The organism is Rhodococcus sp. P4_E4 (genome assembly GCF_056401575.1).
On the sequence record NZ_JBFUJB010000022.1, the window covers coordinates 1 to 23031 of the forward strand.

Genomic DNA, 23031 nt, shown 5'->3' on the forward strand with positions numbered 1-23031 from the left:
GGGGTGCACTCCGTTCCGGTCGACGCACTCCACACCGTCGCGAAGGAACTCGGCGCGGCATTCAACGGCAAGGGCGAAGATCTGCAGGTACTTGCCGACTCGCTGTCGGGGATTTCCCAGTCGGGCCTCGACACTCTTCCCCAGACCCTCGGACTGATCCGCGACAGCCAGACGGTACTCACGACCCAGTCCGATCAATCGTCGGCGATCAAGCAGTTCAGCACCGACCTCGACGCACTGGCTGCGCAATTGCGCACCAGCGACCCCGACATCCGACGCGTGATCGACAACGGCATACCGGCCAGCGAACAGGTCGGGGCTCTCGTCCGTGACGGGGGTCCGAGTCTGACGACAGACCTGAGCAACCTTGCGTCCACAGCACGAACATTGACGCCACGAACCATTGCACTGCAACCCCTTCTGATCTTCATGCCCGGCCTCGCCGCCGGTATACCGTCCGCCATTGAGGCAGACGGACCGTCTCAACGTCAGGGACTTGTCCTCGAGACCAATGCGCCGTTCCCCTGCACGGTCGGATACGAAGGGACTATGGCGATCCTCGACGAGATGAAGCGCAAAGACCCGAACTTCGACGACACTCAGCAGGACTTCCCGGTCAACGTCGCGGCCAGCTGCCTGGCGCCGCAAGGCAGTGAAACGGGGGTTCGGAGCGCCAACCGCGTCGTATTCGCGGACCCGAATACCCCCCAGCCTTGGGACGACAAGCCCAAGGTGGACCCGGACAAGCTCAACCTGAACCCTATTGCCACACAACTGGCACCATCGTTCGGTGCGACACCGAAGTGAGATGATCACCAGCTTCGGGAGGTGACAACGGTGAAGTGGGCCGGCCAGACGCTCATCCCGGGGCTCAACTCTCGGTGGACTACCTCGCACTCGATGCCGGACAACCCGAAACGGCAATCCTGGGATACGCCAAACGGTCAACACGGGATCGCCAAAGCGAATGCGAGAAACTCCTACCGAAACTAGGGCGACGCCCACGCTCTCAACATGCTTCGCCAGTGCTCCAAGCTTGAGAAATCCGATAGGTGCATGATCCCGTCCGGGTTCACCGCATCGTCTAGCAGCGCGCGCCAGAACGTCAGTACGAGTGGAAAGAGCTGTGCGTGCGTCAACTCACCCGTTGGTGACATTGAAGCGACGCGATACGCGCGATGGAATTCGAACAGAGCGTCGAGGCATTTTTGGGCGGGCGTCCGGCTTCGTATTAGTCCAAGAGCGGTTCAAGTACACGTACTCCCGACGTATGTGGCTGGATCGGGCCGCTCGCTAAGGGCAGAGAACTGGCCTGCTGCTTCACATAGTGAGGGCAAGCGAATCGGTCGTATCTAGGGCGCGCGGCGCATCATCCCCTCCGTATGCGCCCTCCTGAACCAACGGACGTCGCGGTTTCTCCGACGCGATCGTTGTGGGAGTGGTCAGCGAACTGCTTCCGGTAGGTGGAAGGTGCGGTCGCAAACGCGGATGTGAAGTTCTGTCGAAAGGTCACCGTGCTTCCGAACCCACACGCCAGCGCAATTGCGTCAATGCTCCAACCGGTCGTCTCCAGGAGAACTCGCGCCTCGCTCAGTCGTTGCTGGAGAATCCAGCGTGCCGGAGTGGTTCCCGTGACAAGACGGAACTGCCGTATGAAGTTTCGTCGACTCATCCGCGCCTGACCTGCGAGGCGGTCGACAGACAGCGGCTCGTCCAGGCGTCCGAGCGCCCATTCCAGCACGTCTGCAACAGCTGTGTCGCCCGCAGGTTCCGCAAGCGGTCTCTCGATGTACTGGGCCTGACCACCCTCTCGATGCGGCGCGACGACCAGGTTTCTCGCCACGCGGGTGGCAACTGCGGATCCGAGGTGCTTGCGCACAAGGTGCAGACAAGCATCGACCGACGACACCGTCCCCGCGGACGTCATCACGTCGCCGTGGTCGATATAGAGCACCGACTCGTCCAAGCGGATACTTGGATGGTTTTTGGCGAGCGCGGGCATCATCTCCCAGTGCGTGACGGCCGAGCGACCATGGAGGAGTCCGGCGTCGGCGACGGCAAAAGCGCCGAGACACAACCCCACGATCGGGGTGCCGCGAGCGTGCGCCCGGCACAGCTTGGCTCGCAATGACTCGCTGATCGGTGAAAGTGGTAGCGGCCAGGAAGGGATGATCACGATGTCGGCCCAATCGAGTGTCCGCGGTCCCGCCACATCGCCGACCGAGTATCCCTCGACGGTCCGAACCGCGCCCGCGCGATCGGACCACAACCTGGTTTCCCAGTCAGGTGCGAGCCCGAGCCTGCCCACCTCACCGAACACCATCAACGGCGCTGCGAGATGAAACATCGTGATGCTGTCGAACGCATAGAGGGCGATTCGCATTTGGTCTCTTCCACATCATGGCGCAAAGTCATCGAAAGTATGCACCCGTGCCACTCACGGATGCATAGACACCTACCGAACAATGGAAGACGACCGTCAGGATCGCCGATACGAAACCGAACCCGACCGACCTTCCAGGAGTGATGAAAGTGCCTACACCTCGCCGTGCCCTTATCGTCGTCGACGTACAGCGGGAATACTTCGACGGTCCACTGCAGATCCAGTACCCACCGCGTGAGGAGTCATTGGCCAACATCCTCAGCGCCGTCAAGGTCGCTCGCGCGAATGACCTTCCCGTCGTCGTCGTGCAACATCGGATGCCCGAGGGCGCCCCGGTCTTTGTCGAAGGTACGCCCGGATGGTCACTTCACCCAGCGCTCGAGGATCACATCGATCCGGAAACCAAGCGCATCCACAAGCAGTACGCGAGCGTCTTCGCCGGCACCGATACAGCCGATTGGCTGCACGCGAAAGACATCGACACCATCACGATCGTCGGGTACATGACCAACAATTGCGACCTCGGCACCGCCGTGGAAGCGGAAGCTCTCGGGTTCGCCGCCGAGATTTTGTCAGATGCCAGCGGTGCGATCCATCTGGCCAACGAAGCAGGTCAGGTATCGGCGCAGTCCCTGCACGAGACCCTCATGATTCTTTTGCATTCGAACTTCGCTGCCGTCGCAACAACAAGCGCATGGGTCGACGCCGTAGATTCCGGAACGAGTTTGCCCAAGAGCAATCTTGTCGTCTCAGCCATCCAAGGACGCGAGGCGGCCCTCAGTTGATGCAATGCTGCAGGCCCGCAATAGATTCGGGACGCCTTAATCCCTGCCGGTGCAGACCGAACTCTCATCGACACCTTGGATGCCGCGAAACTTGAAGGACGATAGGTCCTTTGAACGCGGATGTCGGCGCCGGCGGGCCGTGAGCTACTTCCTCGGGGCGCCGGATGGGCAGAAGCTCGAAACATTCGTCTCGTCGGCTCCGCCCTGCGCTTTCCTCGTCCTGACGTCAATGATCGTCCGGATGCACCCGAAACGATCGAGCGCGATGACAAGCCGCGAGGCGATCCGGAAGAGCTCACCGTCACCGCACGACGCATCGACGACGAGGTACGGCGGCGGGCGGGTCGGCGAGCGCAACGGCAGCGATCATGCGCGAAGGACTGGCCGACGGTAGCGCTCAGCGGGTTCGGGACGTAGTCAGGCGCTGACAGGATCCAGGAGGCCGGCAAGCCGTCCGGCAATTAGTGCTTCGGACTCTGCGACAATACGTTCCACCAATTCACCCACTGTGGGGATGTCGTGAATCAATCCTTGCACAGTGCCAGCCGTCCAGATGCCAGCCTCGGGGTCGCCGCTGTCGAACACCGCTCGGCCCCGCGCACCGGCAACAAGATGTCGAACGTCTTCGAATTTGCCACCACTGGAGAGAATTTCGACAACTTCTTGGCTGATGCTGTTACGTGCTACGCGAGCGGTATTGCGCAGTGACCTGAAAATCAGCTCGGTGTCCACCTCGGAGGCAGCAACTATCGCCTCTTTGATGTTGCGGTGAATCGGAGACTCCTCGGTACACATGAACCGAGTGCCCATGTTGATGCCGTCGGCGCCAAGCGCCAGGGCGGCCACTAATCCTCGCGCATCGGCAAATCCACCGGATGCGATCATGGGAATGCTGATCCGCTCTGCTGCTGCAGCGATGAGAACGAGACCAGGTACGTCGTCTTCTCCTGGATGCCCGGCGCATTCGAACCCGTCGATGCTGATGCCGTCGACGCCGAGGGCCTGGGCTTTGACCGCGTGGCGGACGCTGGTGCACTTGTGGAGAACCTTGATGCCGGCGGCGTGAAAGTGCGGCAGATACGGTGCGGGAGAGGAGCCGGCTGTCTCGACGACTTTTACTTCGCAGTCGATGATCACATTGCGATACTCATCGTAGGGCGGAGGTGTGATCGTCGGGAGGATGGTGAGGTTGACCCCGAAAGGTTGATCGGTGAGCTCGCGCGTTCGGGATATTTCTCGGGCAAGATCGTAAGGCGTCGGCTGTGTCAGAGCAGTGAGCATGCCGAGCGCGCCGGCGTTTGCAACTGCCGCTACGAGTTCTGCTCTCCCCACCCACTGCATGCCGCCCTGGACGATGGGGTGACGAACTCCGAACGTCTCGGTAAATGCGGTTGTCAGCACTGGACATCTCCTCGATGATGCATGGATATCGGTTTGTCAGCTACGTTGTTGCCAAGCCATTTTCGGCCAGAGTGACGCATTCAGCCCATCGACGACGCCCACTCGTTCAAGGCCGGGACTTGCGAGGGCTCAGTTCGTGCCATCGGCGGTTCGGCGCGATAGGGCATGGCAGGCGTCAAATATTGCTCGCCACGTTCGTTGGTGCCGGGGATGAAGGTTCGGTTCGCAATCACATCGTCGGCGCAGATTACCTGGTCGTAGTCACGCACAAGCGCGGCAACCACTCCGGCTGCGGTGAGATGCTCTACCGCCTCAGCGGCGCTGCGGTGGCACAGTTGCTTCTCGATCGTGGCGACGAGGTCTGCACGGTTTTCCACGCGCAGTGTGTTGGTGGCAAACCGCGGGTCGTCGGCCAACTCTGGTAAGTCGATCGCCTTGCATAGTTCAATCCAGGCTCGCGGTTGGTAGCCGCTGATCACCAGCTCGCCGTCGACGGCACGAAAGACGTCTGCGGCAGGTGCGACGCTAGGTTGTCCGTTCCCTTTGCGGCTCATAGCCTTTCCAGACACTTGCCACTCGATCCAGTTGGCGGTCTGCAAGTGGATTGCGACGTCGAGCAGGGAAACTCGGACGGAGGAGCCCTTGCCGGTGCGATCGCGCCGCAGTAGCGCTGCCAGTACCGCTTGGGCGACGACGTAGCTCGTTGCATGATCTATGACCGGTGCGCCCACACGCTGTGGCGGGCCCTCCGCCTCACCCGTCACCGACATCAGTCCGCTCTCTGCTTGCGCAGCGATGTCGAGCCCGGCGCGGGTGGAGGACGGGCCCTCCGCCCCGTACCCGCTCACCGATACGCTGATGATTTCCGGTCGCAGACGTTGGAGTTCGGCAGAGGAGAATCCCAGTCGATCAAGCGTTCCCGGGCGCAGATTGTGCAGCAAGATGTCGCTCGACGCGATCAGATCCCGAGCCCGCTGCAGATCGGCGGAGTCTTTGAGGTCGAGGCAGATTGAACGCTTTCCACGGTTGTACCCGTAGAAGATGCCGCGCGCGTAATCGGCGTCGATTTGTCGGGCCGGTTCACCGCCAGGGGGCTCGAGCTTGATGACCTCGGCGCCGAGATCGGACAACTGCTGCCCGGCGCTGGGTATTGCGATCAGTTGACCGATCTCCACTACTCGGACACCTGCCAACGGCAGGTCTACTTCGTCGGTCATCGAATGATCTCCACATGAGGCGAAGTGACATCCTCAGCGGGCTCCAGGCAGCGCGCCAACAGGATGCCTTCGGTGTGGTTGCAGGGGTTCAATCGATTTCTGTCACCTTCTGCTCCCCCGATTCGGATTGTCACGGTTCCATCGTCATTGCGCTCGAAGTGTGCGTCGTTGAGGTTGACGGTGTGGTCGCGGTACTCGAAGGACTCGAACCAGTGGTTGTACAGCATCACTCCGAAGTAGGTGCAGTCCGGGAGAGTGAATGTAATATCCACGGCAGTAGCGTCTTTCAGTGACCACCAGCCGGCAATGTATTGGTTGGAGCTGGTGCCGTAGAAGTCTCCCCACCCTCGTTGCTCCGAGGTCACGCGAATCTCGTTGGGAGACTGACTGAGTGTTTCGATGAGCTGAAGACTGCGTCGAAGGCTCACGTCCATGCCACGAGCAAGTTTCGTGAGGCGCTGGGCCAGCCACGCCGTGTCGAGATCGGGGCGTGCACCAGGCGGCGGACCGAGGCGCTCGATGTGGAGAACGGGATCGATCTCCGCGTTACGCGTCTTGTGATACACACGCACTACAACGTCGAAGCAGCGCTCATCCAGCCGAATGCCGCTGCGCCCCTCCAGCTCTTGTGCGACGAAGATCTCGAAGTTGCCGTCCGCGTCACACACCTTGTCGTCGATGACGATGTTGTCGGCGACCCGGTCGGTCCCAGACGCGCCGACGCGATTGGCGAGGACGGCGACGTACGGCACTGTGCCACGGTTACCGTGAATACGGTATGTCTCGTTGGGGTCGATCATCGCAGTCCAGTAGTCGACGTCGATGCCGTCTCCCCAGAACTTTCGCATCGGTGACATCAGAGTGAAGAGTTCAGGTCGGAGCACGTCTTGGCGTTCGATATTCATCTCGGCGAGGTATCCGAACAGGCGAAGTGCGTGCCGTACGCCTTCGGCGCTGTCCAGCGGCGATCCTGTGGCGGCAGCTGTCGAACCGAATGTCGCAAGGCTGTCGGTGACTGCAGACCAAGCCTCGGTGAGCTGCCGGCGATCGTGCTGGGACTCGGATTGTGTTGACTGGTCAGCGAGTTGTGTCATCGTTTCTTCTCTTTCGTAGTAGACGAACTGGATTGTGTATGGGGCGTTGGTCAGCAGAGGGGGTCGAAAGGAACGTCTGCGTCGGACTTGCCCGAGGTCTGGTTGTTCACCCATCTGACGTTCTGGGTCCATCGGTCGGCCGAAATCTGCACAGGCCAGAGGCTCTTCTGTGAAGCCCACACCTGGTTGGCTTTGTCAGCAGGAACATTCATTCGCTCGGTGAGAAGTTGAGCTCCTGCTTGCTCGTTTGCAGGATCGGCTATCCACCCTGCTGCGGCCTCGAGCGCCGCACACACGGGGGCAGCAGCATCGGATTCAGCGAATGTGGCTGTCGTGACGAGCACCGTGCCCAGGCCGTATGAACTCACGCCGTCAGAGGCCACCGGGTCTACTTCTGTAATCGCCGTCATCGGTATTCCTTGAGCATCGAATACGGCCTGGCTGGCAGCGGTGAGAACGGCGGCATCTATGTCGCCCTTTCGTGCGAGTGGTATCTGACTCGCGGTGGGTGCCGCTGCGATGAATTGCACCGTGGATGCGTTGATGTTTCGTTCTGCGAGAAGCTGATTGACGAATTGCTCGGCTGCGCCGCCACGTGACGGTATGGCGATCCGCTTGCCGGGCAAATCCTCGATGGTGGTGATGCCGCTGTCTTTCGTCACGGCGATGGCAAGATCGATCGACCCGTACGGGGACAGTGGCCGCAGACTCTGCCCTTGCTCTATGGCCGGAACGACGGTTCCGGGTGCTCCGACCGCGAGATCGGTTGTACCGCCGATGAGACCGCTGATGAGTTCGGGCCCGTTCTTTCCGTCGATGAGCTCGACGTGGAGGCCTTCCTTGTCGAACATTCCTTGTTGGACGGCGACGTAGACAGGTAGGGACAAAGCGCTCGCAGGGTAGACCCCGATGGCGACGCTGCCGTCGTTCGGACGCCCTCCCCCTCCACACGCGGAAAGCAGTAGGGCCGCAGCAATGACTGTGCCGACAAAAGGTCGAAGTTTCATGGGATTCCTGTTCCTTGATGGCTGGGCGCATCAGTAATCAAGCTGAGTTGGCTGGGCACATCAGTAATCAAGCTGAGTTGGCTGGGCACATCAGTGGTCGAGCTGACCACGCAGCCGGTTGAAGATTTCGATGTATCGAGGTTCGGCGGTGAGGGTTTCGAGTTCGCGGGGGCGCTCGATGTCAATGCTGACGTCGTCGATCACCCGGCCGGCCCCGAGCAGCAGAACGCGGTCGGAGAGACAGATGGCTTCGCCGAGGTCGTGGGTTACGAAGATGACCGTCCGGCCTACCTGGGATTGCCAAAGCTCGAGGAATTCTCGCTGTACTTCGACTCGGGTCTGCGCATCGAGGGCGGCAAACGGTTCGTCCATCAACAAGATGTCCGGATCCAGAGCCCACGTTCGGGCCAACGCGACACGCTGGCGCATCCCTTGGGAGAGTTGCCAAGTCCACAGCCGTGACGCCTCGGACATTTGAACGGCCGCAAGCCAGCGCGCGGATTGAGTTCGTCTCTCCGCCTTGGGTACTCCCCTCAATTCGAGACCGTACTCCACGTTCTTCTGCGCTGTTCGCCACGGGAACAGCGCATCTCGGGCCATCATGAAGCCCATCCGAGAACGAGCGTCGAATGGCGTTGTGCCGAGGACCTCGGTCTTCCCTTCTGTTGCGTCCACCAATCCAGCGAGCGCGTTGAGCAGGGTGGTCTTGCCGCAACCACTCCTGCCGACCAGGCTCACGAACTGTCCGCGAGGGATTGTGAGGTCGAGATTATCGACCACAGTTTTCGCCGACCCGTCGGGCGAGGGGAAGGATATCGTCAGTCCGTCGAGTTGGACTGCGGGTGTAATCACGTTGGTATCCATGATGATTCCTGTCATCGTCGAGCCGGGGGCTGCCACCGAAGGAGGTAGCGCTCGGCGAAGTTCATGGCCTGGTTGAGGACGACCGCGACGATTGCGAGAAGTATGAGGATCGCGTAGACCGCTTCCATCCGGAACTGGGCCGAGTAGATCGACACAAGCTGGCCCAGCCCGTCCCGTGACGAGATCAGTTCCGAACCCACGACGCCAAGCAGTGAATAGATCAGCCCCAACCGAAGACCGGCAAAAATGCCAGGTGTCGCGACGGGGAGGAGAATGTGCCAGAACACCTGTGTCTTACTGGCATTCAGGACAGTGGAAAGTCGGAGCCATTCGTCGTCAACTGACTTCACACCGGCTCGTGCACTCGAGCAGACGATGAAGAATACGAGTGTGAACGCGAGAGCGACCTTTGCCGTCATCGTGATCCCGAAGATGACGATAAGCAGAGGTGCCAGCGCAAGACGTGGCATGGCATTCGCCGCATCCAGAAACGGACTCATGATGCGTTCGAGGGTCGGAAGCAGTCCGAGAGAGAGCCCTACCGCCACCCCGACTGCGCTTGCGAGGATCCACGCGATCACGACGGCAGTCATCGTGGCACGCAAGTTCGTCGAAATCTCCCCCGACTGCACTGCTGCGGTGAAGTAGTTCCAGGCCTCGCCTGGCGTTTTGGCCAGAACTGGCTCGATCCAACCTTGCGATGCGACGAGCTGCCACGCTCCGAGTAGGACCAAAAGCAGTGCGGCCTGGGCCAGTCGTACCCCGATGGTGCGTCGTGTACCGGATCGACGCTGTCGAGCGGGCTTCGGCTCAGAGCGTGCCCGCCTCGCGGAACGGGGTGACGTAGCGCCGGATGGCGAACTAGCGGTGATGGTTTCGGTCATTTCGGCGCCTTCTCCGTAGTGCTCACAGGCGGCGATAGGTGCTCGAGAAAAGCAGACGGGTGCGTCTGGTCGAAGCTCCCCGGGTTGTTGCTCACTGCGTTCATATGTGAAGCAGATCACGGGATTCTTCTTCCCGTCTACGCCACATTCGAGAGGTATGCCATAGGGTTTACCTATGGCTGACGGGCGCAGAATCGGGCGCGCACGCGGACTTCCATGAGAAGGGAATCCCAATGGACCGGCGTCATCTGGAATACTTTCTCGCCCTTGCTGATCGGGGCAGCATTTCCGCTGCTGCTCGCGGACTGGGGGTCAGCCAGCCGACAATCTCGGAGGCTCTGGCCAGAATGGAGAAAGAGTGCGGCCTGACGCTCGTCCGCCGTGGCTCGCGGGGAGTCACCCTGACCGACGCTGGGCGCGATCTCACAGGTCCGGCGGCCCAAGTACTTCGGGCATACCGGGATTTGGATCACGCTTTGCATCCATTGAACGTCGTGCAGCGGGGTCGGCTGACGGTCGTATGTCCGCGAACATTGGCGCGTGATCCGGCGGCCACGGCCCTCGGTGCGTTCAAAAGCAAGTTTCCCAACGTTGCGGTGACGATGCTCAGCAACGACACCGACGGAATCGGAACGGTGGTCGCCTCGGGTCAGGCTGATATCGGCCTCGGGGTGGACGAGGTGTTCGACGAGGGTGTTGAACGTATCCTTCTCGGCCGGCAACGAATCGTTGCGCTGGTGCCCGCCGCACGAAGTGAAGGCGAGGGGGTAGCGGCGTTGACGGATCTGTTGCGAATCGGATTGATCACCAGCCCGCGTGACGATGTCACTCGGCGACTGTTGGCGGAACGCCTGGGCGAAGGCACTGTGGACGGGGCGGTGGTTGCGGAGACTATCTCTGTGGCCTCGATGATCCCACTTGTACGCGCGGGAGTCGGCGTCGCCTTCCTTCCCGAATCTGTCGCCGATACAGTCGGAGAAGGTGTGGTGCTGTGTCGTACTCGGCCCCCGCTCACTCGTGATATCTGGATGTTCCACGGTTCGACGCCATCGCCTGCGGCACAAGCGTTTATCGAGACGACCAGCCGATTAGGTGACGAAGGTGGAATGGGGAACGCCGGATGAGCAACTTCGGAGAGTCCGCGCCCCCGCGAATCGATCCGCGGCAGCTACAAGACTTCCTCGCGGTCGTCGAACACGGCAGTATCACGGCAGCAGCGGCAAACCAGTTCACAGGAACATCGAGCGTCTCTCAATCAATTGCGCGACTCGAAAGACGCGTCGGAGGACGGCTTTTCAATCGGGGCCGGGCCGGCGCGACGCTGACTGCGCGCGGACGGAATCTCATCGATCCAGCACGCGAAGCGCTGGCCGCGCTCGACCGATTAGTGGTCGAGCGCGAGTTCTTACTGTCAGCAGTCCCCCACCTCAGTGTTGCCACGACAGCGAGCCTTGCGGACGATCCCACAGCGGTGCTGCTCGGAGCGCTGCGCACGGAGGTGCCGAACCTGAGAATCACCATCTCGGTTCCGCCGGGGTCATCTGTGGCCGATGCGCTTCACCCGGTCATGGCCGGCACCGCTGACGTGGCAATAATGGAGTCGCCGCCCACCGGCGTTCCCGGGACTCGAATGGTGCGCCTTCCGGACCACAAGTTGCGCCTTGTCTGCCCGCCCGGCACCCCGCCACCGGTCGACGGGGTATTCATCGGCGACGACCTCATGCGTATCGGCTTGGTCGTCGCACCGCGGTTCGAAACTTCCGATGTCTATCGCCATCTGCGTTCGATCGAACCGCGAATCGACCATGCCTTCGTGATGAGGTCACAGCATCGCGATGCCTTCGCGGATTTCGCATACGAAGGGATCGGTGCTGTCATCCTCGAACTCTCCAGTGCCGAGCGAGCATCCGAACGCGGCTGCACTGTGGGCGAGATACTCGAACTGCCGCCACGGAAGATCGCAGCCGTGGCAAAGGACGGCCAGAACACGCAGGTCGTCGAACATTTCCTACGGCTGTGTGCCGAGCAATCGGCGCGGAAGCTGTAGGCGGAGTCGATCTCTCTGGGACTTTGCGTATTCGCGGCGGCTGCTCATACACCGAGAACGATTGTTTTGTCTACAGACACAACACTTCTGGGATAGTCCGTTTCCTCGAACAAAGCCGACGGTTCACCTTGCCGTAAATATGTAATACGCGTCACTCCGGATCAACTTCGAAAGGTTGACCTTCATGCGAAAGTCTCTGAAATATTTCGCGAATGCTGCAGCGACGGTTGCGTTGTGCGCGACGCTAGGACTCACGGGCGCAACCGGAACAGCGGCTGCCGATACGCCCGGCATCCCGAGCGTCGGGCACGACTGGGCGAGTGCAGGGCCGTACACGCCGAATGTCTCGATCGGGCTGGTGCACACTCTGTACTACCCGCGCCAGCTCGGCGCGCGCGGCGAGAAGCACCCTGTTGTGATCTGGGGGAACGGGACCGGTGTGCTCCCCGGTGCGTACACCTCCTTGTTGCGCCACTACGCCAGTCACGGATTCATCGTGGTCGCCGCCAATACACCGGCAAGCAACTTCGCCATCACCATGCGGTCGGGAATCGATCTCATCGCAGACAAGGCGGCCAGCCCGTCGAATGTCTTCTACGGCAAAGTCGACCTGGAACACATTGGTGCGGTGGGGCACTCGCAGGGCGGGTCTGCGGCGATCAACGCGGCGATCGACGACCGCGTCGACACTGCCGTCGCGATCCAGCCAGGCCCGCTCAATGATGTCGATCTCATCGACGAGCCCGTTCTCTATCTGGCCGGCCAGGCCGACGCAATCGTTTGGCCGGCGATCGTGCGCGCGATGTACGAGGACGCAGACCACGTGCCTGCCGAGTATCTGGAACTGCGCGGCGCCACGCACTTCGGTACGGCGATCACCGGTGGCGATATGCGCGGGCCGAGCACGGCGTGGCTGCGGTACTGGCTACTCGACGATCCGAACGCCCGCACCGAGTTCTTCGGAGCGAGCTGTGGATACTGCACTGACACCCAGCAGTTCTCCGACTTCGACCGCAACGATCTGGCCCTGCAGATCCCGGGGTGACGGTCAGATCCGGAGTTGTCGAAGACGAACAGCCGTTCCAATCAGGTCGGCGGAGTCGCGAAGCTCAGATGACGACGTAGCCGTACATCCGTTCGCCCTGAGCAACAGCTCTGGTCGCTAGTTCGGCGAAGGCGGTCAGGAACGGCACTGAGTCCTCCGACGGTTCACTGGTCTCGTCGATCGCCCAGGCCGCCGCAGCAGCGGCGACACCTTCAGCATTCAATTCCGCTAGTGCATCGCGTAATTCGTCGGTAACCGTGAGCACGAGGGTGTCGCCGTCGTCGCTCATTGCGACGAGTTTCCCGCAGCGTGGACCTTTTGCGACCTCGTTGTAGGGGCGAGCTGTGAGGGCTGCTTCCAGTCGGCCGAGCGCGACAACCGGATCGACGCCTTTCGCCTGCAGAACCGGAGTCCCATCCGCAGCCAACTGAACCCGCGGGCGAGAGGCATCGTTCGCCTCGATCACCGCTGGTTCCAAGTCGACGAGACCCTCGAGGGCGGAGGTGGCGTGCTCATCCGTGCGCGCGGTGAAGTAGTCGGTGATCGCAGACATGGCGCGATCATCCCACACGCGGTGCATCCCCACGTCCCGGAGTCCTTCCGCGACTTGGCTGATCACCGTCAGACGGGGCAGGAGTGTGCTTCCTCGATCGCCTTCGCGAAAGCGCGGAGTCGTGGGCTTTCGAGATCGGTACGCCACACGAGGCCCAAAGCAGATTCGGGTAATCCGTTGATCGGTACGAATGTGATGTCCGAGCGCTGGCTGTATGTAGCGGTTGCTGCGCACAGGATGAGGCCGACCTGACTGAATGCGACCTGCGACAGGCCTTCCTGAACGGTGCTCGCCCCACCCTGCGTGGGAATCGTGGCTCCGCCCGGCGTCGTGCTCGGGGAATTCACACGCTGCCAATAGTCGGGGGCGGGGCCGGTGATGGGTACGAGACAGATCTGCGCCAACTGCTCGGCGTCGATCACGTCCAGTTCACTGAACGGGTGATGGACTGAGACGGCCAGGGTCTGGGGCTGTCGAGAAAAGACGAGCCCGGTCGTCAGCTCGGGCTCATCTACGGGGAGAAGTGCCACTGCCGCATCGATTCGCCCGGCGAGTACATCACTGAACGGATCACCCAGGGGTAATTCTTTGATGGTCACGCAAGTTTGCGGATGTTGTATCTCGAAACGAGTGACAGCAGCCGCGATCGAATCGTAAATTGCTCCTTGGAAACCCACCCGAAGCGGCGTCGGCATGTTGCGTGCTCTTGACTGAGCGTCCTCGATTACTCCGACAAGCGCACGATGCGCGGGAGCCAACGACGCAAGAAATTCGGCGCCGAATTCAGTCAGGTGTACGCGGCGACTGGTGCGCGCCACCAGGCTGGTGCCGATACGGCGCTCCAACCCGCTGATCAGCTGACTGACTCGGCCCTGGGAGATGAACAGTCGTTCGCCGGTGCGACCGAAGTGCAGTTCTTCAGCGAGAACGAGGAAACACTCGATCTCACGCATCGGAGGCTCCGACATTTTCACTCCGACCTTCGACTCATTCGACCACTCCATCATGGCTCATCGATGAATTGAGCTAATGGTTGGATGAGCGATTCGCCGTTGATCCTTGGGCGTGCGGGAGCTTCTCTGGTTACATGCCACATTCCGCGCCCGGGCAGAACAGCCCCGCGCCCACGTCCTCAACCCACGCACACACCATCGAGAACCACTGGGCTGCGGTCGCCCTGATCGCAGCGTCCACCTTCATCGTTGTCGCGGCAGAGATGATGCCGGTCGGGCTACTCACCCCGATCGGTGCTGACCTGGTGGAAAGCGAAGGGACCATCGGGCTCTCACTGGCCATTACCGGGTTGGTGGCAGCGGCCACTGCCCCGTTTGTGCCCATCGTGACCCGGCGCTTCGATCGTCGGTCGACGCTTATCGTCCTGATGTTTGTAGTCGCCGCGGCGAACGCCCTCACGGCTCTCGCACCAAGCTTCGCTGTGCTCGCTGGTGCTCGCGTCCTACTCGGTGTGAGCATGGGCGGAGTCTGGGCACTCGCCGCTAGCCTGGCACCCAAATTGGTGGGTTCCAGATCCGTCGGGTTGGCGACCACGATCATCTTCAGCGGAATCGCTGTTGCCTCAGTTCTCGGTGTCCCTGCGGGGACGTATATCGGAGCAGCGGCCGGGTGGAGCGTGGCATTCTGGACTCTCAGCTGCGCCGCGACGCTGATCGCGCTCGCCATGTTCGCTGTCCTACCCGTGATGCCAGCTGATCAAGCTTTGTCGCTCGGGAGTCTCGCGGCGGCTTTTCGGAACCCGGGAGTCCGGGTCGGAATCGCGATTACCGCGCTCATCGTCACCGCTCATTTCGCGGCGTACACCTATGTGCGTCCGGGGCTGGAGCTCTTCGCAGGATTGCACCCTGCGCAGATCGGCACGATGCTCTTGATCTACGGGGCTCTGGGCGTTGTCGGCAACTTCATAGCCGGGCCATCTGCCACCAAGTCACCGAAGACTGTGGTCGTCATCCTCAGCGCGGGAGTAGCGATCACCCTTGCCCTGTTCCCGATCTCGGCTACTACCTTGATCACAGCTGCTCTGCTCATGGCGGCTTGGGGCCTCTTCTACGGTGGTGTATCGGTGAGTACTCAAACATGGATCGCACAAGCAGCCCCCGTTCACCGAGAGGCCGCTGCGGCTCTGTGGGTTGCAGTCTTCAATGCAAGCATCGCCCTCGGCGCGTTCGCGGGTGGACGCATTCATGACCACTCCGGTTCCGAAACGGTCTTCTGGATAGCCGCGGGAATCGCCACTCTCGCAATGCTGCTCGCCACATTCCGCAATCCCGTCGTTGCAAAGCACGAACTGACAACCTAGCCGCCGACACAAAACCTTCATAGAGGCAGGACAACAGATATGCGCCAGGCACCCGTTTCGACATTCATGGATGTGACCGAGATGCTCGAACGCTACCGGGACAAATCGCTGTCTCCGGTGGAGGTGCTCGAGTCCACCATCGAACGTATCGAGGCGCTCAACCCGACCTTGAATGCAGTGGGACACAATTTCTTCGATACTGCACGGGTACAAGCGAAGTCAGCGGAACGCCACTACGCCCGCGGTTCGGATGTCAGCCTTCCGCTCGCCGGTGTTCCGGTTGTGGTGAAAGAGGATGAACCGGTACAAGGCCAACCGTGGACTCAAGGGTCCAAGGTCTATGAGGACTTGATCGCCACCCACACTTCGACTTTCGTGCAGCGGATCGTCGACGCCGGTGCCATTGTCCACGCGCGATCGACGGCCCCGGAATTCTCCTCGGCCGCGTTCACACAGTCCGAGTTGTGGGGCGTCACTCGCAATCCGTGGAACACGAAATACTCCTCCGGCGGGTCTTCCGGTGGATCGGCAGTCGCACTTGCCACCGGTATGACGCACTTGGCTACCGGTTCCGATGTTGCAGGATCGATCCGAACTCCGTCGTCACTCAACGGAATTGTCGGGTTCAAGCCACCGCACGGCCGTGTCCCCGTCGATCCGCCCTTCAATCTCGATCGCTACTGCCACTGCGGTCCGATGGCTCGCACCGTAAGTGACTGCCTCACACTGCAGTCGGTCATCGCGGGACCGACCTCCACTGACATTGCCTCGCATGTGCCGGCATCACCGCTGCCCGGCCTCGATACGCATTCGTTGACAGGAATGCGTATCGCCGTGATCCCGGCGTTGGGTGACTGGCCGGTTGATCCGGACGTTGCCGCCAACACCGCCAAGTTGGTGGACACCCTCACTGCGCTGGGCGCACGCGCGGAGATCATCGAAGTCGACCTGTCACGCGCTGCAATCATGCGTGCGGCCGCCATTCACTACGATCACGTGTTCGGTGCATCGATCTCCGCCGAAGCGTCCGCGCACCCCGACAAGGTCACCGAGTACGCGCAGGAATTCGCCCGATGGGCACGCCGCACCCGTGGTGATGCGACTTTCCTCGACGGACTCGCGATCGAAGCCGAACTGTATTCGTCGATCGGATCCCTGTTCGACACCTATGACGCGTTGATCACTCCGGCAGTGGTGACCGATGGCTTTCTTGCCGGCGACGACTACGTGGGGCACGGAATCAATGTGGCTGGAACAGAATTGGAGTTCTACCTCGAGGCTGTCCCGGCCATCACCTTCAACATCCTGAGCAGCTGCCCGGTGCTGACAATCCCCACCGGTTTCGCTCGGAACGGAATCCCCACCGGTACACAGATAGTCACGCGGCCGTACGACGACCACACGGCCTTTGCGATAGGGCTCGCCCTCGAGAAGGTCCTGCCGTATCCGAATGAGCATCCAGACTGCTTCGCGACCCCGCAGGAATCGCTCGGCGTTTGAGACTTGCTCTGGTGAAGGGTTGACCAGAATGTAGTTAGGTGCCATATTAGTTGCATGGCAGTGGACGGAACCGATCACGACTCACCCACGTTGGATCAGGCGCGGCGGCAGTTGGAGCATTACGGCCTCGGGTCCGATCCGCAGGCGGTGCTGGTTGCGGTGCGGCTGATTTCGGCGGGCGCGCGGCTCGGTCGAGCAACCGAGGTCCACTTCGCGAGGTATGGACTGTCGACCGGCCGTTACCGATTGCTTGCGGATCTGGAAGACCACGACGGGGAGAAATCTCCCTCGCGACTGGCCGCTGATCTCGGCGTCTCGCGAGCCACGGTGACCGGGCTGGTCGACGGCCTCGAGCAGGAGGGTTTGGTCGCTCGGCGTCCGTCGGCCGAGGACGGGCGTGGTGCGGTGGTCGTCCTGACTGCTCGCGGCGCTCAGCGTTTGCGTGACATGGCGCCCGAACACTTTGCTCGTCTCGAGGAAATGGTCGACGAGCTCACTGTCGACGAGCGTGCGGTTTTTCTGGATCTGCTCTCGCGGGTCGTTCGCGGTATCGGTGCGCTGACTGCGGAGTAGTCGGCTGGGATTCCAGGCATTCGTGTAGCGATTCGAATCGTCGCCAATTCTCGACAGAGGCTTCTCTCTCCATGCCCAAATAGTTAGCCACCTAATTATAAACGGAAAGTTGGCCTCCTTCATGTCCGGACTCACCCCGCMGATCCGTCGCGAAAACAAAAGGGAGATAAACGATTCCAAWCGATTCGACCCGGTTGCCGATCGTCGCGCCGCACGACCTTTCACCCTGTGGAGAGAGGTGCTGGTCGCCTACCTTGCCCCTGCGCTGATGGCGGGTGCTGGCGGAGTCGCATCCGGCCAATCGGGCCTCACGACGGCGGCATTTACGTCCATCGCGGGCACGTCGGCAGTGGTGGCGTTGCTGATCGGCTCCTGGCTGCGGCGTCGCGGGAGGTCACGACCGTGGACCACGGCCCTGCCTCGCATCGTGGTGGCGGCAATTCTTGCCGTCGGAGCCGCTGTGATTGCTGGTCTCGTCGGGTGGTTCGCCTCCCGTTGGCTACCAGCTCACACGAGCGTGGTCGACACCGCTCGGCTTGCTCGCCTGCAACTCGATCTACCGATATCTGCCGCTGTGGCTGCCGTCATCGTCAGCTGGCGATGGCGCCGTCAGAATCCCTGACAGACAACACATGTCAAAGATCCCCGGCTTCGCGGGGAAGACCGAAAGGAACACGATGATCGTCATCATGGGAGCGTCCGGAACCACAGGCGGCGCGTTGCTACGCAGTCTCGCATCCTCGGGTGTGCCGAGCCGAGCGCTGTCCCGCGACCCGGACAGGCTGCGCGCCCACCTCGGCGATTTGGCCGACGGTTTGGTCGAAGTAGTGCGGGCCGATGCCGCAGACTCAACTTCGCTACGCACTGCTTTCGAAGGGGCTGAACAACTTTTCCTCGCCATGGCCAACGGACTCGAACAGGTCGAGCTCGAAACGCGTGTGATCGACATAGCCGCCGAGAGCGGCGTCGAACACATCGTCAAGATCTCCGATCCCGCCGCCGCGGCCGACTCCCCTATCGCTCTCTCCCGCGGCCACCATGCCGTCGGCGAACACCTGCGCGCATCCGGGATCCGCCACACTCTGCTCCGCCCCTATGCGTTCATGCAGAATCTGTTGCTCCTGGCTCCGGCGGTGGCTGCGCAAGGGGTGATTCTGGGCGCGATGCGGGACGCGCCGTGCAACTGGATCGACTGCCGAGATATCGGTGACGTCGCCGCGGCCGTGCTCACACGCGCCGACCTCGCCGGCGGTACCTACGTCCTGACGGGTAGCGAGGCAGTCGGCTACGGCGGCATCGCCGATTCTCTGACCCGCATGCTCGATCGCCCCGTCCAATATATCGACCTGGCACCGCACGAACTGCGGCAAAACCTCGTCGATCATGCCCACATGCCTCCGTGGCTGGCCGAGCACATTCTGGAGATCCAGCAACTTGCCGTCTCGCGCCCGGAGTCACCCACCGACACGGTGGCACGTGTCCTGGGGCGTGAGCCACGAAGCCTGGATGCGTTCCTGCGTGAGCATCTGGACCGTTTCCGCTGATTCACGCTGCGAGAGCAGTGCCGCCAGAAGTCACGCGGTTGATCAACGAGCCCACCGAATCCTGATCGGACCTCGTACGGATTCCGGGTCGACGACTTCGCCGCCCTGGGTGATCTGTACTTCGCCGTCGGCCACCATGTGGCGGGCAGCCTCTCGGACGGGGTCCATCAGCGGACGCCAATTGTCGGGTGCCGCTGCGCGGGCCACGTCGGAGGGGCAGATGCTCGACTCGGCCGATCGGGCACTGAGTAGTTCGCGGATCTTCGCCGCCAGTTCTTTCTCTTCCACCGTGTGACCTCAGTTTCCGGTCGTGACCGTAGGCCTTCAACAGAGTATGAACCTTCGGTTCGGCGAGTTGTGGCGAAGGAATGGTGCACATCGATAATTATTGACGGCGTGGAGAATTCGAGTGCAACGCGCCGCGACGTAGTCCGAAACTCGTATTCGGCCAGATCCCAGGAGTACGCGGACCTCTTCGGTTCGATGGATTCGACGCACGCATCTGATCGGGCCCTGGTGACCAGCTGGGCTGCCACTTTGACCGGCCCAGTGCTCGACGCCGGGTGCGGGCCGGGGCAGTGGACAGACTTCCTGGCCCAGAGCGGGCTGGCTGTGAGCGGGATCGATCTCGTGCCTGAGTTCGTCGAACGAGCACGCAACCAATACCCGGATCTTTCCTTCGAGGTCGGGGGCTTCGAGGCATTGGACGCGAGAACGAATTCACTGGGCGGCGTGCTGTCCTGGTACTCGCTCATTCACCATCACCCGCAAGATATCGAGGCACCGCTCGCTGAATTCGCGCGCGTGATCCGCCCAGGCGGTGGATTGTTAGTCGGCTTCTTCGAAGGCGCAACGGTAGAGCCTTTTGATCACGCCGCGACGACTGGTTATCGATGGCCGGTGACCGAACTTGCCGAGGTGCTGGTCACAGCGGGTTTCGACGTGATCGAGACCCATACCCGGACGGGGAGCGGTTACAGGCCGCACGGCGCAATCACTGCCAGCCGGCGCGGCGTCGAATAGCGGATCGAGACAGCGGATCGAGACGGGGCGAGCAATTCTCTTTCATTCATTTCGTGTGAGTGGTGTGCTGGATGAGTCACTCCCCGGCTTTTTCAGCACCGGATCATCCACAGTTGAAAGAAGGCGCCATGACCACGATCCATCTTCACAAGACGACCACTGCGACGCCCGAACAGGTCCTTGCCGGCCTGACCGACTTCGGCCCGGGCCGTGAGGAAATCTTCGGCCGCAGTGCGGACAGCTACCTGAAAGTGCACCAACAAGGACCCCACGATGCTGATGTCACCGAGGGCTCCAGTGGTATCTGGGAGCGTCTGCACTACGACTGGACCGACCCGCACTGCGTCGTGATGACAACCACCGACTCCAACCTGTGGGGCGGGGCGTCGAGCCATACCTACACGCTGACCCGGCAGCCAACGGGTCTGACCGATGTCGACGCCGTCGTGGTCCGGGACGGCAAGAACCTCAAGGGAAAGCTCCTGGCGTCGGTACTCGGACTCGTCGGCACCCAAGTGCTGGGAAAGTCGTTCACGAAGTCCATCGATGCCATCGAAACTCGCAACGGTGGCGCGAGCGGCGGCAACACACAGTGACAAGAACCTGACGGGCTTGTCAGAGCGCTTCGAGGGCTACCGTCATCTTCTTCACCGTCTCTGGTGCCACTTTGGCTTCGAATCCCGCCTTCAGGAGAGGCGACGCTATCTTGGCGGCACCGTTGAACTCGACGTTCGCGTGATATTCGATCTCGGTCGAGTTCGGACCCACCGAAGTCAAGGTGATGTCGTCGGTACTGGTGGCAGTCTTGTTCTTTCCTTCGAGAACAACGTGATTCAGCTCGTCGGTCACCAGCGTGTACGTCAGTTCCGTGGTGACGCCGAACAGCTTGGACACGTTGTGCCACTGGGTTCCGACGCCGACAGGACCGTCGGAGATCTGCGTGCAGCTCTCGGTGCCCGGATCCCACGTCGGCGCATTGGCGAAGTCGCGGAGAAACGCCGCAGCCTTTTCGATCGGTACCTCGGCGGTGAATTTGCGGGTGACGTCAACCATGCGGTGGGCCTTTCGGTTCATTTTTCGGCGGTAGTGCCGCGGTGAGAGTTCGTTCCGACGCCCGGGCTACCCATACTCGACAAACGGTAACCACCTTCAGAAGACTGCGCGGTCCAGTGGACGCGGAAGCGGATCGAGTGCGCCGGTCTCGCGCAGGCGCTCGTACGCCCGAACGACCCCATCGACGGCCCCGATCTGTAGCAACACGCCGCCCGGTAACGCGGCAACGCCTGCTGCGAGGTCATCCGGGATCGCGTCAGCGCGAGCGGACGAGAGGTAGCCGACTCGGCCGATCACGGGATCACCGACGCGATAGTCGGACTCGTCTTCGAGAGCGTCGAGGATGTTGTCGTCGGTGACGTCTCCGAAGTCCGGTTCCCACACCGCGGCGAGCATCCGAAGTAGTTCTGTCTCAGGAACTTCGGCGGTGTCCGGCGCGCTGACGGCAATAATCATCGACTGAAGGACGATTTCAGGTTCGCCGCCCGCCAACCCGGAGAGCTCGAGCCCCCATTCGGGCCCTCCACTGGATGCGAGCCTCAATCCGATTCCCAGACGATCCGACCAGTCTTCGGCGGCCTGCGCGTTCTCGAGGACCTGCGCCAACTGGTCGACGGTCACGGCAGTAGCAGGTCCAGCGGAATGGATCTGTTGCCACGACCCGCCGACCACCTCGGGCAACAGGAATTCGACTTGCTCCAACGTCCGACGCCACCGGGAGGCCACGGCCTGCACCGATTCCGGCCGTCGTCCCCAGAAAACTCGAATAGCGCGTCGTGTCATCGAGTCCTCCGGTAAGGATCGTCCATGGGTAGCCATATCCCGTCTTCGTGGATTTCGAGATCAGTGACGCCGCGGGTGAGAGCGTCGACGGCCGCGAGAACTGCAGGGCGCGTTTCGTTCTCACGGCACAGGAGTGACCACGTCCAGATCGCCGCGGGGTCGATCACCGGACGTGCAGTGAGATCGCTTGGCAACGTGATGGTCTGCCCTTTGGGCGAGTTGACGACCGGACGGCCGACGGCACGGACGTGATCGAAGAATGCCGGACCGGTGATACCACCGTCGTTGATGCGCAGGATCTGTGCGCCGGTATCGCGAGCGAATTCTTCGGCGTAGACGTTCCACGAATACCAGGAGGTGGTGTCGTCGTCGACGAGTACGACGACGTCGCGTGCCCGCACCGGTGTGGTGTCCTCTCCGGTGGAGACCGCGTACAGCCGATCCGCACCGAGCAGTCTTGCGCTCAGAGCATGTTGGGCGACATCGGTTTTCCGCACCCAGGCGATCGCCAGGTCGAGGCTGCCGTCCGCTACCCGCGCGGCCTGCGCGTGCGAAGGCACCACCCAGGCGTCGACGTGCAGTTGCGCGACCCCTGAAGTGCGCGCGATCAGATCCGTGGGGAGCCAATTGACGTAGCCGATCCGGACGGGCTCCGCTCCGGACAGACGCTCCGCGCGGCGTCGCAGATTCTCGGCACTCTCGAGTAGCGCACGGACATCAGGGAGCAAGGCCGCGCCGGCTGGCGTCAGAGCGACGGAACGGCGGTCGCGGACGAACAGCTTGACGCCGAGGTCGCGCTCGAGTGCCATGATCTGCTGCGACAATGACGGCCCGGCTATCAGTAGCCGCGCCGCGGCTCGGCCGAAGTGCAGTTCCTCGGCGACGACCTCGAAATATCTCAGCTGACGCAGCTCCACGATCATTCATGCTACGTGCGGTGGGAGGTTGTGCCTATCAGTCA

26 protein-coding genes are annotated in these 23031 nt (G+C 61.7%); 13 read left to right on the forward strand and 13 right to left on the reverse strand.

The window, feature by feature from the left end:
* Positions 1-807, forward strand: an 807-nt coding sequence (locus AC1DVN_RS23480) for an Mce/MlaD family protein (RefSeq protein ID WP_477994267.1), incomplete at its 5' end; no start/stop codon positions are given.
* Between the two features lie 562 nt (positions 808-1369).
* Here the strand turns inward: AC1DVN_RS23480 and AC1DVN_RS23485 are convergent.
* A complete protein-coding gene (locus AC1DVN_RS23485; protein ID WP_092765666.1) occupies positions 1370-2383 on the reverse strand; it encodes a GlxA family transcriptional regulator in 1014 nt (337 codons plus the stop codon).
* Positions 2384-2532: 149 nt separating this feature from the next.
* Here AC1DVN_RS23485 and AC1DVN_RS23490 point away from each other — a divergent pair, with 149 nt between their 5' ends.
* Positions 2533-3168 carry an isochorismatase family protein gene (locus AC1DVN_RS23490; RefSeq protein WP_192804721.1) on the forward strand — a complete coding sequence of 212 codons (636 nt, stop codon included), beginning with the start codon at positions 2533-2535 and terminating at the stop codon, positions 3166-3168.
* 120 nt (positions 3169-3288) lie between these two features.
* Positions 3289-3585, forward strand: coding sequence for a hypothetical protein (locus tag AC1DVN_RS23495; protein WP_070795426.1), 297 nt, complete (start codon positions 3289-3291; stop codon positions 3583-3585).
* On the opposite strand, the gene AC1DVN_RS23500 is transcribed toward AC1DVN_RS23495, so the two are convergent.
* The 6 genes from AC1DVN_RS23500 to AC1DVN_RS23525 form a co-directional block, all read right to left on the reverse strand.
* A complete protein-coding gene (locus AC1DVN_RS23500; protein WP_092765668.1) occupies positions 3586-4569 on the reverse strand; it encodes an NAD(P)H-dependent flavin oxidoreductase in 984 nt (327 codons plus the stop codon).
* Between the two features lie 80 nt (positions 4570-4649).
* Positions 4650-5786, reverse strand: a complete 1137-nt coding sequence (locus tag AC1DVN_RS23505) for a CaiB/BaiF CoA transferase family protein (protein ID WP_070795428.1) — start codon at positions 5784-5786, stop codon at positions 4650-4652.
* Positions 5783-6880, reverse strand: coding sequence for a hypothetical protein (locus AC1DVN_RS23510; RefSeq protein WP_019746017.1), 1098 nt, complete (start codon positions 6878-6880; stop codon positions 5783-5785). Before AC1DVN_RS23510 ends, AC1DVN_RS23505 begins: the two co-directional genes overlap by 4 nt.
* A 50-nt stretch (positions 6881-6930) precedes the next feature.
* Positions 6931-7887 (reverse strand): ABC transporter substrate-binding protein, encoded by a 957-nt coding sequence (locus tag AC1DVN_RS23515; RefSeq protein WP_477994268.1) that lies wholly within the window; start codon positions 7885-7887, stop codon positions 6931-6933.
* Between the two features lie 90 nt (positions 7888-7977).
* Positions 7978-8751: an ABC transporter ATP-binding protein gene (locus AC1DVN_RS23520; RefSeq protein WP_020971337.1), complete on the reverse strand. Its 774-nt coding sequence runs from the start codon at positions 8749-8751 to the stop codon at positions 7978-7980.
* A gap of 11 nt (positions 8752-8762) precedes the next feature.
* Positions 8763-9635: an ABC transporter permease gene (locus tag AC1DVN_RS23525; RefSeq protein WP_020909703.1), complete on the reverse strand. Its 873-nt coding sequence runs from the start codon at positions 9633-9635 to the stop codon at positions 8763-8765.
* 233 nt (positions 9636-9868) lie between these two features.
* Between AC1DVN_RS23525 and AC1DVN_RS23530 the strand changes: the two genes are divergently transcribed.
* The 3 genes from AC1DVN_RS23530 to AC1DVN_RS23540 all read left to right on the forward strand — a co-directional run bounded on the left by AC1DVN_RS23530 (position 9869) and on the right by AC1DVN_RS23540 (position 12727).
* Positions 9869-10759: a LysR family transcriptional regulator gene (locus AC1DVN_RS23530; RefSeq protein WP_428691974.1), complete on the forward strand. Its 891-nt coding sequence runs from the start codon at positions 9869-9871 to the stop codon at positions 10757-10759.
* Positions 10756-11682 carry a LysR family transcriptional regulator gene (locus AC1DVN_RS23535; protein ID WP_182261877.1) on the forward strand — a complete coding sequence of 309 codons (927 nt, stop codon included), beginning with the start codon at positions 10756-10758 and terminating at the stop codon, positions 11680-11682. The genes AC1DVN_RS23530 and AC1DVN_RS23535 overlap by 4 nt, the downstream gene beginning before the upstream one ends.
* 184 nt (positions 11683-11866) lie before the next feature.
* Positions 11867-12727: an alpha/beta hydrolase family protein gene (locus tag AC1DVN_RS23540; protein WP_477994269.1), complete on the forward strand. Its 861-nt coding sequence runs from the start codon at positions 11867-11869 to the stop codon at positions 12725-12727.
* A 64-nt stretch (positions 12728-12791) separates the two neighbouring features.
* Here the strand turns inward: AC1DVN_RS23540 and AC1DVN_RS23545 are convergent, their stop codons facing one another.
* Positions 12792-13280 (reverse strand): hypothetical protein, encoded by a 489-nt coding sequence (locus AC1DVN_RS23545; protein WP_408989010.1) that lies wholly within the window; start codon positions 13278-13280, stop codon positions 12792-12794.
* Between the two features lie 68 nt (positions 13281-13348).
* Positions 13349-14248, reverse strand: a complete 900-nt coding sequence (locus AC1DVN_RS23550; RefSeq protein ID WP_477994270.1) for a LysR family transcriptional regulator — start codon at positions 14246-14248, stop codon at positions 13349-13351.
* Between the two features lie 119 nt (positions 14249-14367).
* Here AC1DVN_RS23550 and AC1DVN_RS23555 point away from each other — a divergent pair, with 119 nt between their 5' ends.
* From AC1DVN_RS23555 to AC1DVN_RS23575, 5 genes are all read left to right on the forward strand, one after another.
* The gene (locus tag AC1DVN_RS23555) at positions 14368-15594 is read left to right on the forward strand and encodes an MFS transporter (RefSeq protein WP_069145310.1); all 1227 of its coding nucleotides are present in this window, start codon (positions 14368-14370) and stop codon (positions 15592-15594) included.
* Positions 15595-15633: 39 nt separating this feature from the next.
* Positions 15634-17094 (forward strand): amidase, encoded by a 1461-nt coding sequence (locus AC1DVN_RS23560; RefSeq protein WP_477994271.1) that lies wholly within the window; start codon positions 15634-15636, stop codon positions 17092-17094.
* 54 nt (positions 17095-17148) lie between these two features.
* On the forward strand, positions 17149-17667 hold the full coding sequence (locus tag AC1DVN_RS23565) for a MarR family winged helix-turn-helix transcriptional regulator (RefSeq protein ID WP_003943230.1): 519 nt from the start codon (positions 17149-17151) through the stop codon (positions 17665-17667).
* A 238-nt stretch (positions 17668-17905) separates the two neighbouring features.
* Positions 17906-18289: a hypothetical protein gene (locus AC1DVN_RS23570; protein ID WP_223257864.1), complete on the forward strand. Its 384-nt coding sequence runs from the start codon at positions 17906-17908 to the stop codon at positions 18287-18289.
* A 10-nt stretch (positions 18290-18299) separates the two neighbouring features.
* A complete protein-coding gene (locus tag AC1DVN_RS23575) occupies positions 18300-19211 on the forward strand; it encodes an NmrA family NAD(P)-binding protein (protein WP_223257863.1) in 912 nt (303 codons plus the stop codon).
* A 42-nt stretch (positions 19212-19253) separates the two neighbouring features.
* Here AC1DVN_RS23575 and AC1DVN_RS23580 read toward each other — a convergent pair whose 3' ends face one another.
* Positions 19254-19499: a DUF3253 domain-containing protein gene (locus tag AC1DVN_RS23580; protein ID WP_046379624.1), complete on the reverse strand. Its 246-nt coding sequence runs from the start codon at positions 19497-19499 to the stop codon at positions 19254-19256.
* 108 nt (positions 19500-19607) lie between these two features.
* Between AC1DVN_RS23580 and AC1DVN_RS23585 the strand changes: the two genes are divergently transcribed.
* Together AC1DVN_RS23585 and AC1DVN_RS23590 are read left to right on the forward strand one after the other, a co-directional pair.
* Positions 19608-20234, forward strand: a complete 627-nt coding sequence (locus AC1DVN_RS23585; protein ID WP_477994272.1) for a class I SAM-dependent methyltransferase — start codon at positions 19608-19610, stop codon at positions 20232-20234.
* 128 nt (positions 20235-20362) lie between these two features.
* Entirely contained in the window at positions 20363-20830 is a 468-nt protein-coding gene (locus tag AC1DVN_RS23590; RefSeq protein ID WP_477994273.1) for a hypothetical protein, read from the forward strand.
* Positions 20831-20849: 19 nt separating this feature from the next.
* On the opposite strand, the gene AC1DVN_RS23595 is transcribed toward AC1DVN_RS23590, so the two are convergent.
* From AC1DVN_RS23595 to AC1DVN_RS23605, 3 genes are all read right to left on the reverse strand, one after another.
* Positions 20850-21287, reverse strand: coding sequence for an SRPBCC family protein (locus tag AC1DVN_RS23595; protein WP_477994274.1), 438 nt, complete (start codon positions 21285-21287; stop codon positions 20850-20852).
* Between the two features lie 96 nt (positions 21288-21383).
* Entirely contained in the window at positions 21384-22070 is a 687-nt protein-coding gene (locus tag AC1DVN_RS23600; RefSeq protein WP_317559084.1) for a hypothetical protein, read from the reverse strand.
* Positions 22067-22987, reverse strand: a complete 921-nt coding sequence (locus tag AC1DVN_RS23605) for a LysR family transcriptional regulator (protein WP_080910246.1) — start codon at positions 22985-22987, stop codon at positions 22067-22069. Before AC1DVN_RS23605 ends, AC1DVN_RS23600 begins: the two co-directional genes overlap by 4 nt.
* Between the last annotated feature and the right edge of the window lie 44 nt (positions 22988-23031).

What these genes read in the sequence shown, in the direction of transcription:
- AC1DVN_RS23485 (WP_092765666.1), bottom strand. Translation starts at nt 2,383, where the DNA reads ATGCGAATCGCCCTCTATGCGTTCGACAGCATCACGATGTTTCATCTC.
- AC1DVN_RS23495 (WP_070795426.1), top strand. Translation starts at nt 3,289, where the DNA reads ATGTCGGCGCCGGCGGGCCGTGAGCTACTTCCTCGGGGCGCCGGATGG.
- AC1DVN_RS23505 (WP_070795428.1), bottom strand. Translation starts at nt 5,786, where the DNA reads ATGACCGACGAAGTAGACCTGCCGTTGGCAGGTGTCCGAGTAGTGGAG.
- AC1DVN_RS23510 (WP_019746017.1), bottom strand. Translation starts at nt 6,880, where the DNA reads ATGACACAACTCGCTGACCAGTCAACACAATCCGAGTCCCAGCACGAT.
- AC1DVN_RS23515 (WP_477994268.1), bottom strand. Translation starts at nt 7,887, where the DNA reads ATGAAACTTCGACCTTTTGTCGGCACAGTCATTGCTGCGGCCCTACTG.
- AC1DVN_RS23520 (WP_020971337.1), bottom strand. Translation starts at nt 8,751, where the DNA reads ATGGATACCAACGTGATTACACCCGCAGTCCAACTCGACGGACTGACG.
- AC1DVN_RS23525 (WP_020909703.1), bottom strand. Translation starts at nt 9,635, where the DNA reads ATGACCGAAACCATCACCGCTAGTTCGCCATCCGGCGCTACGTCACCC.
- AC1DVN_RS23530 (WP_428691974.1), top strand. Translation starts at nt 9,869, where the DNA reads ATGGACCGGCGTCATCTGGAATACTTTCTCGCCCTTGCTGATCGGGGC.
- AC1DVN_RS23535 (WP_182261877.1), top strand. Translation starts at nt 10,756, where the DNA reads ATGAGCAACTTCGGAGAGTCCGCGCCCCCGCGAATCGATCCGCGGCAG.
- AC1DVN_RS23540 (WP_477994269.1), top strand. Translation starts at nt 11,867, where the DNA reads ATGCGAAAGTCTCTGAAATATTTCGCGAATGCTGCAGCGACGGTTGCG.
- AC1DVN_RS23545 (WP_408989010.1), bottom strand. Translation starts at nt 13,280, where the DNA reads ATGTCTGCGATCACCGACTACTTCACCGCGCGCACGGATGAGCACGCC.
- AC1DVN_RS23550 (WP_477994270.1), bottom strand. Translation starts at nt 14,248, where the DNA reads ATGTCGGAGCCTCCGATGCGTGAGATCGAGTGTTTCCTCGTTCTCGCT.
- AC1DVN_RS23555 (WP_069145310.1), top strand. Translation starts at nt 14,368, where the DNA reads ATGCCACATTCCGCGCCCGGGCAGAACAGCCCCGCGCCCACGTCCTCA.
- AC1DVN_RS23560 (WP_477994271.1), top strand. Translation starts at nt 15,634, where the DNA reads ATGCGCCAGGCACCCGTTTCGACATTCATGGATGTGACCGAGATGCTC.
- AC1DVN_RS23565 (WP_003943230.1), top strand. Translation starts at nt 17,149, where the DNA reads ATGGCAGTGGACGGAACCGATCACGACTCACCCACGTTGGATCAGGCG.
- AC1DVN_RS23575 (WP_223257863.1), top strand. Translation starts at nt 18,300, where the DNA reads ATGTCAAAGATCCCCGGCTTCGCGGGGAAGACCGAAAGGAACACGATG.
- AC1DVN_RS23590 (WP_477994273.1), top strand. Translation starts at nt 20,363, where the DNA reads ATGACCACGATCCATCTTCACAAGACGACCACTGCGACGCCCGAACAG.
- AC1DVN_RS23595 (WP_477994274.1), bottom strand. Translation starts at nt 21,287, where the DNA reads ATGGTTGACGTCACCCGCAAATTCACCGCCGAGGTACCGATCGAAAAG.
- AC1DVN_RS23600 (WP_317559084.1), bottom strand. Translation starts at nt 22,070, where the DNA reads ATGACACGACGCGCTATTCGAGTTTTCTGGGGACGACGGCCGGAATCG.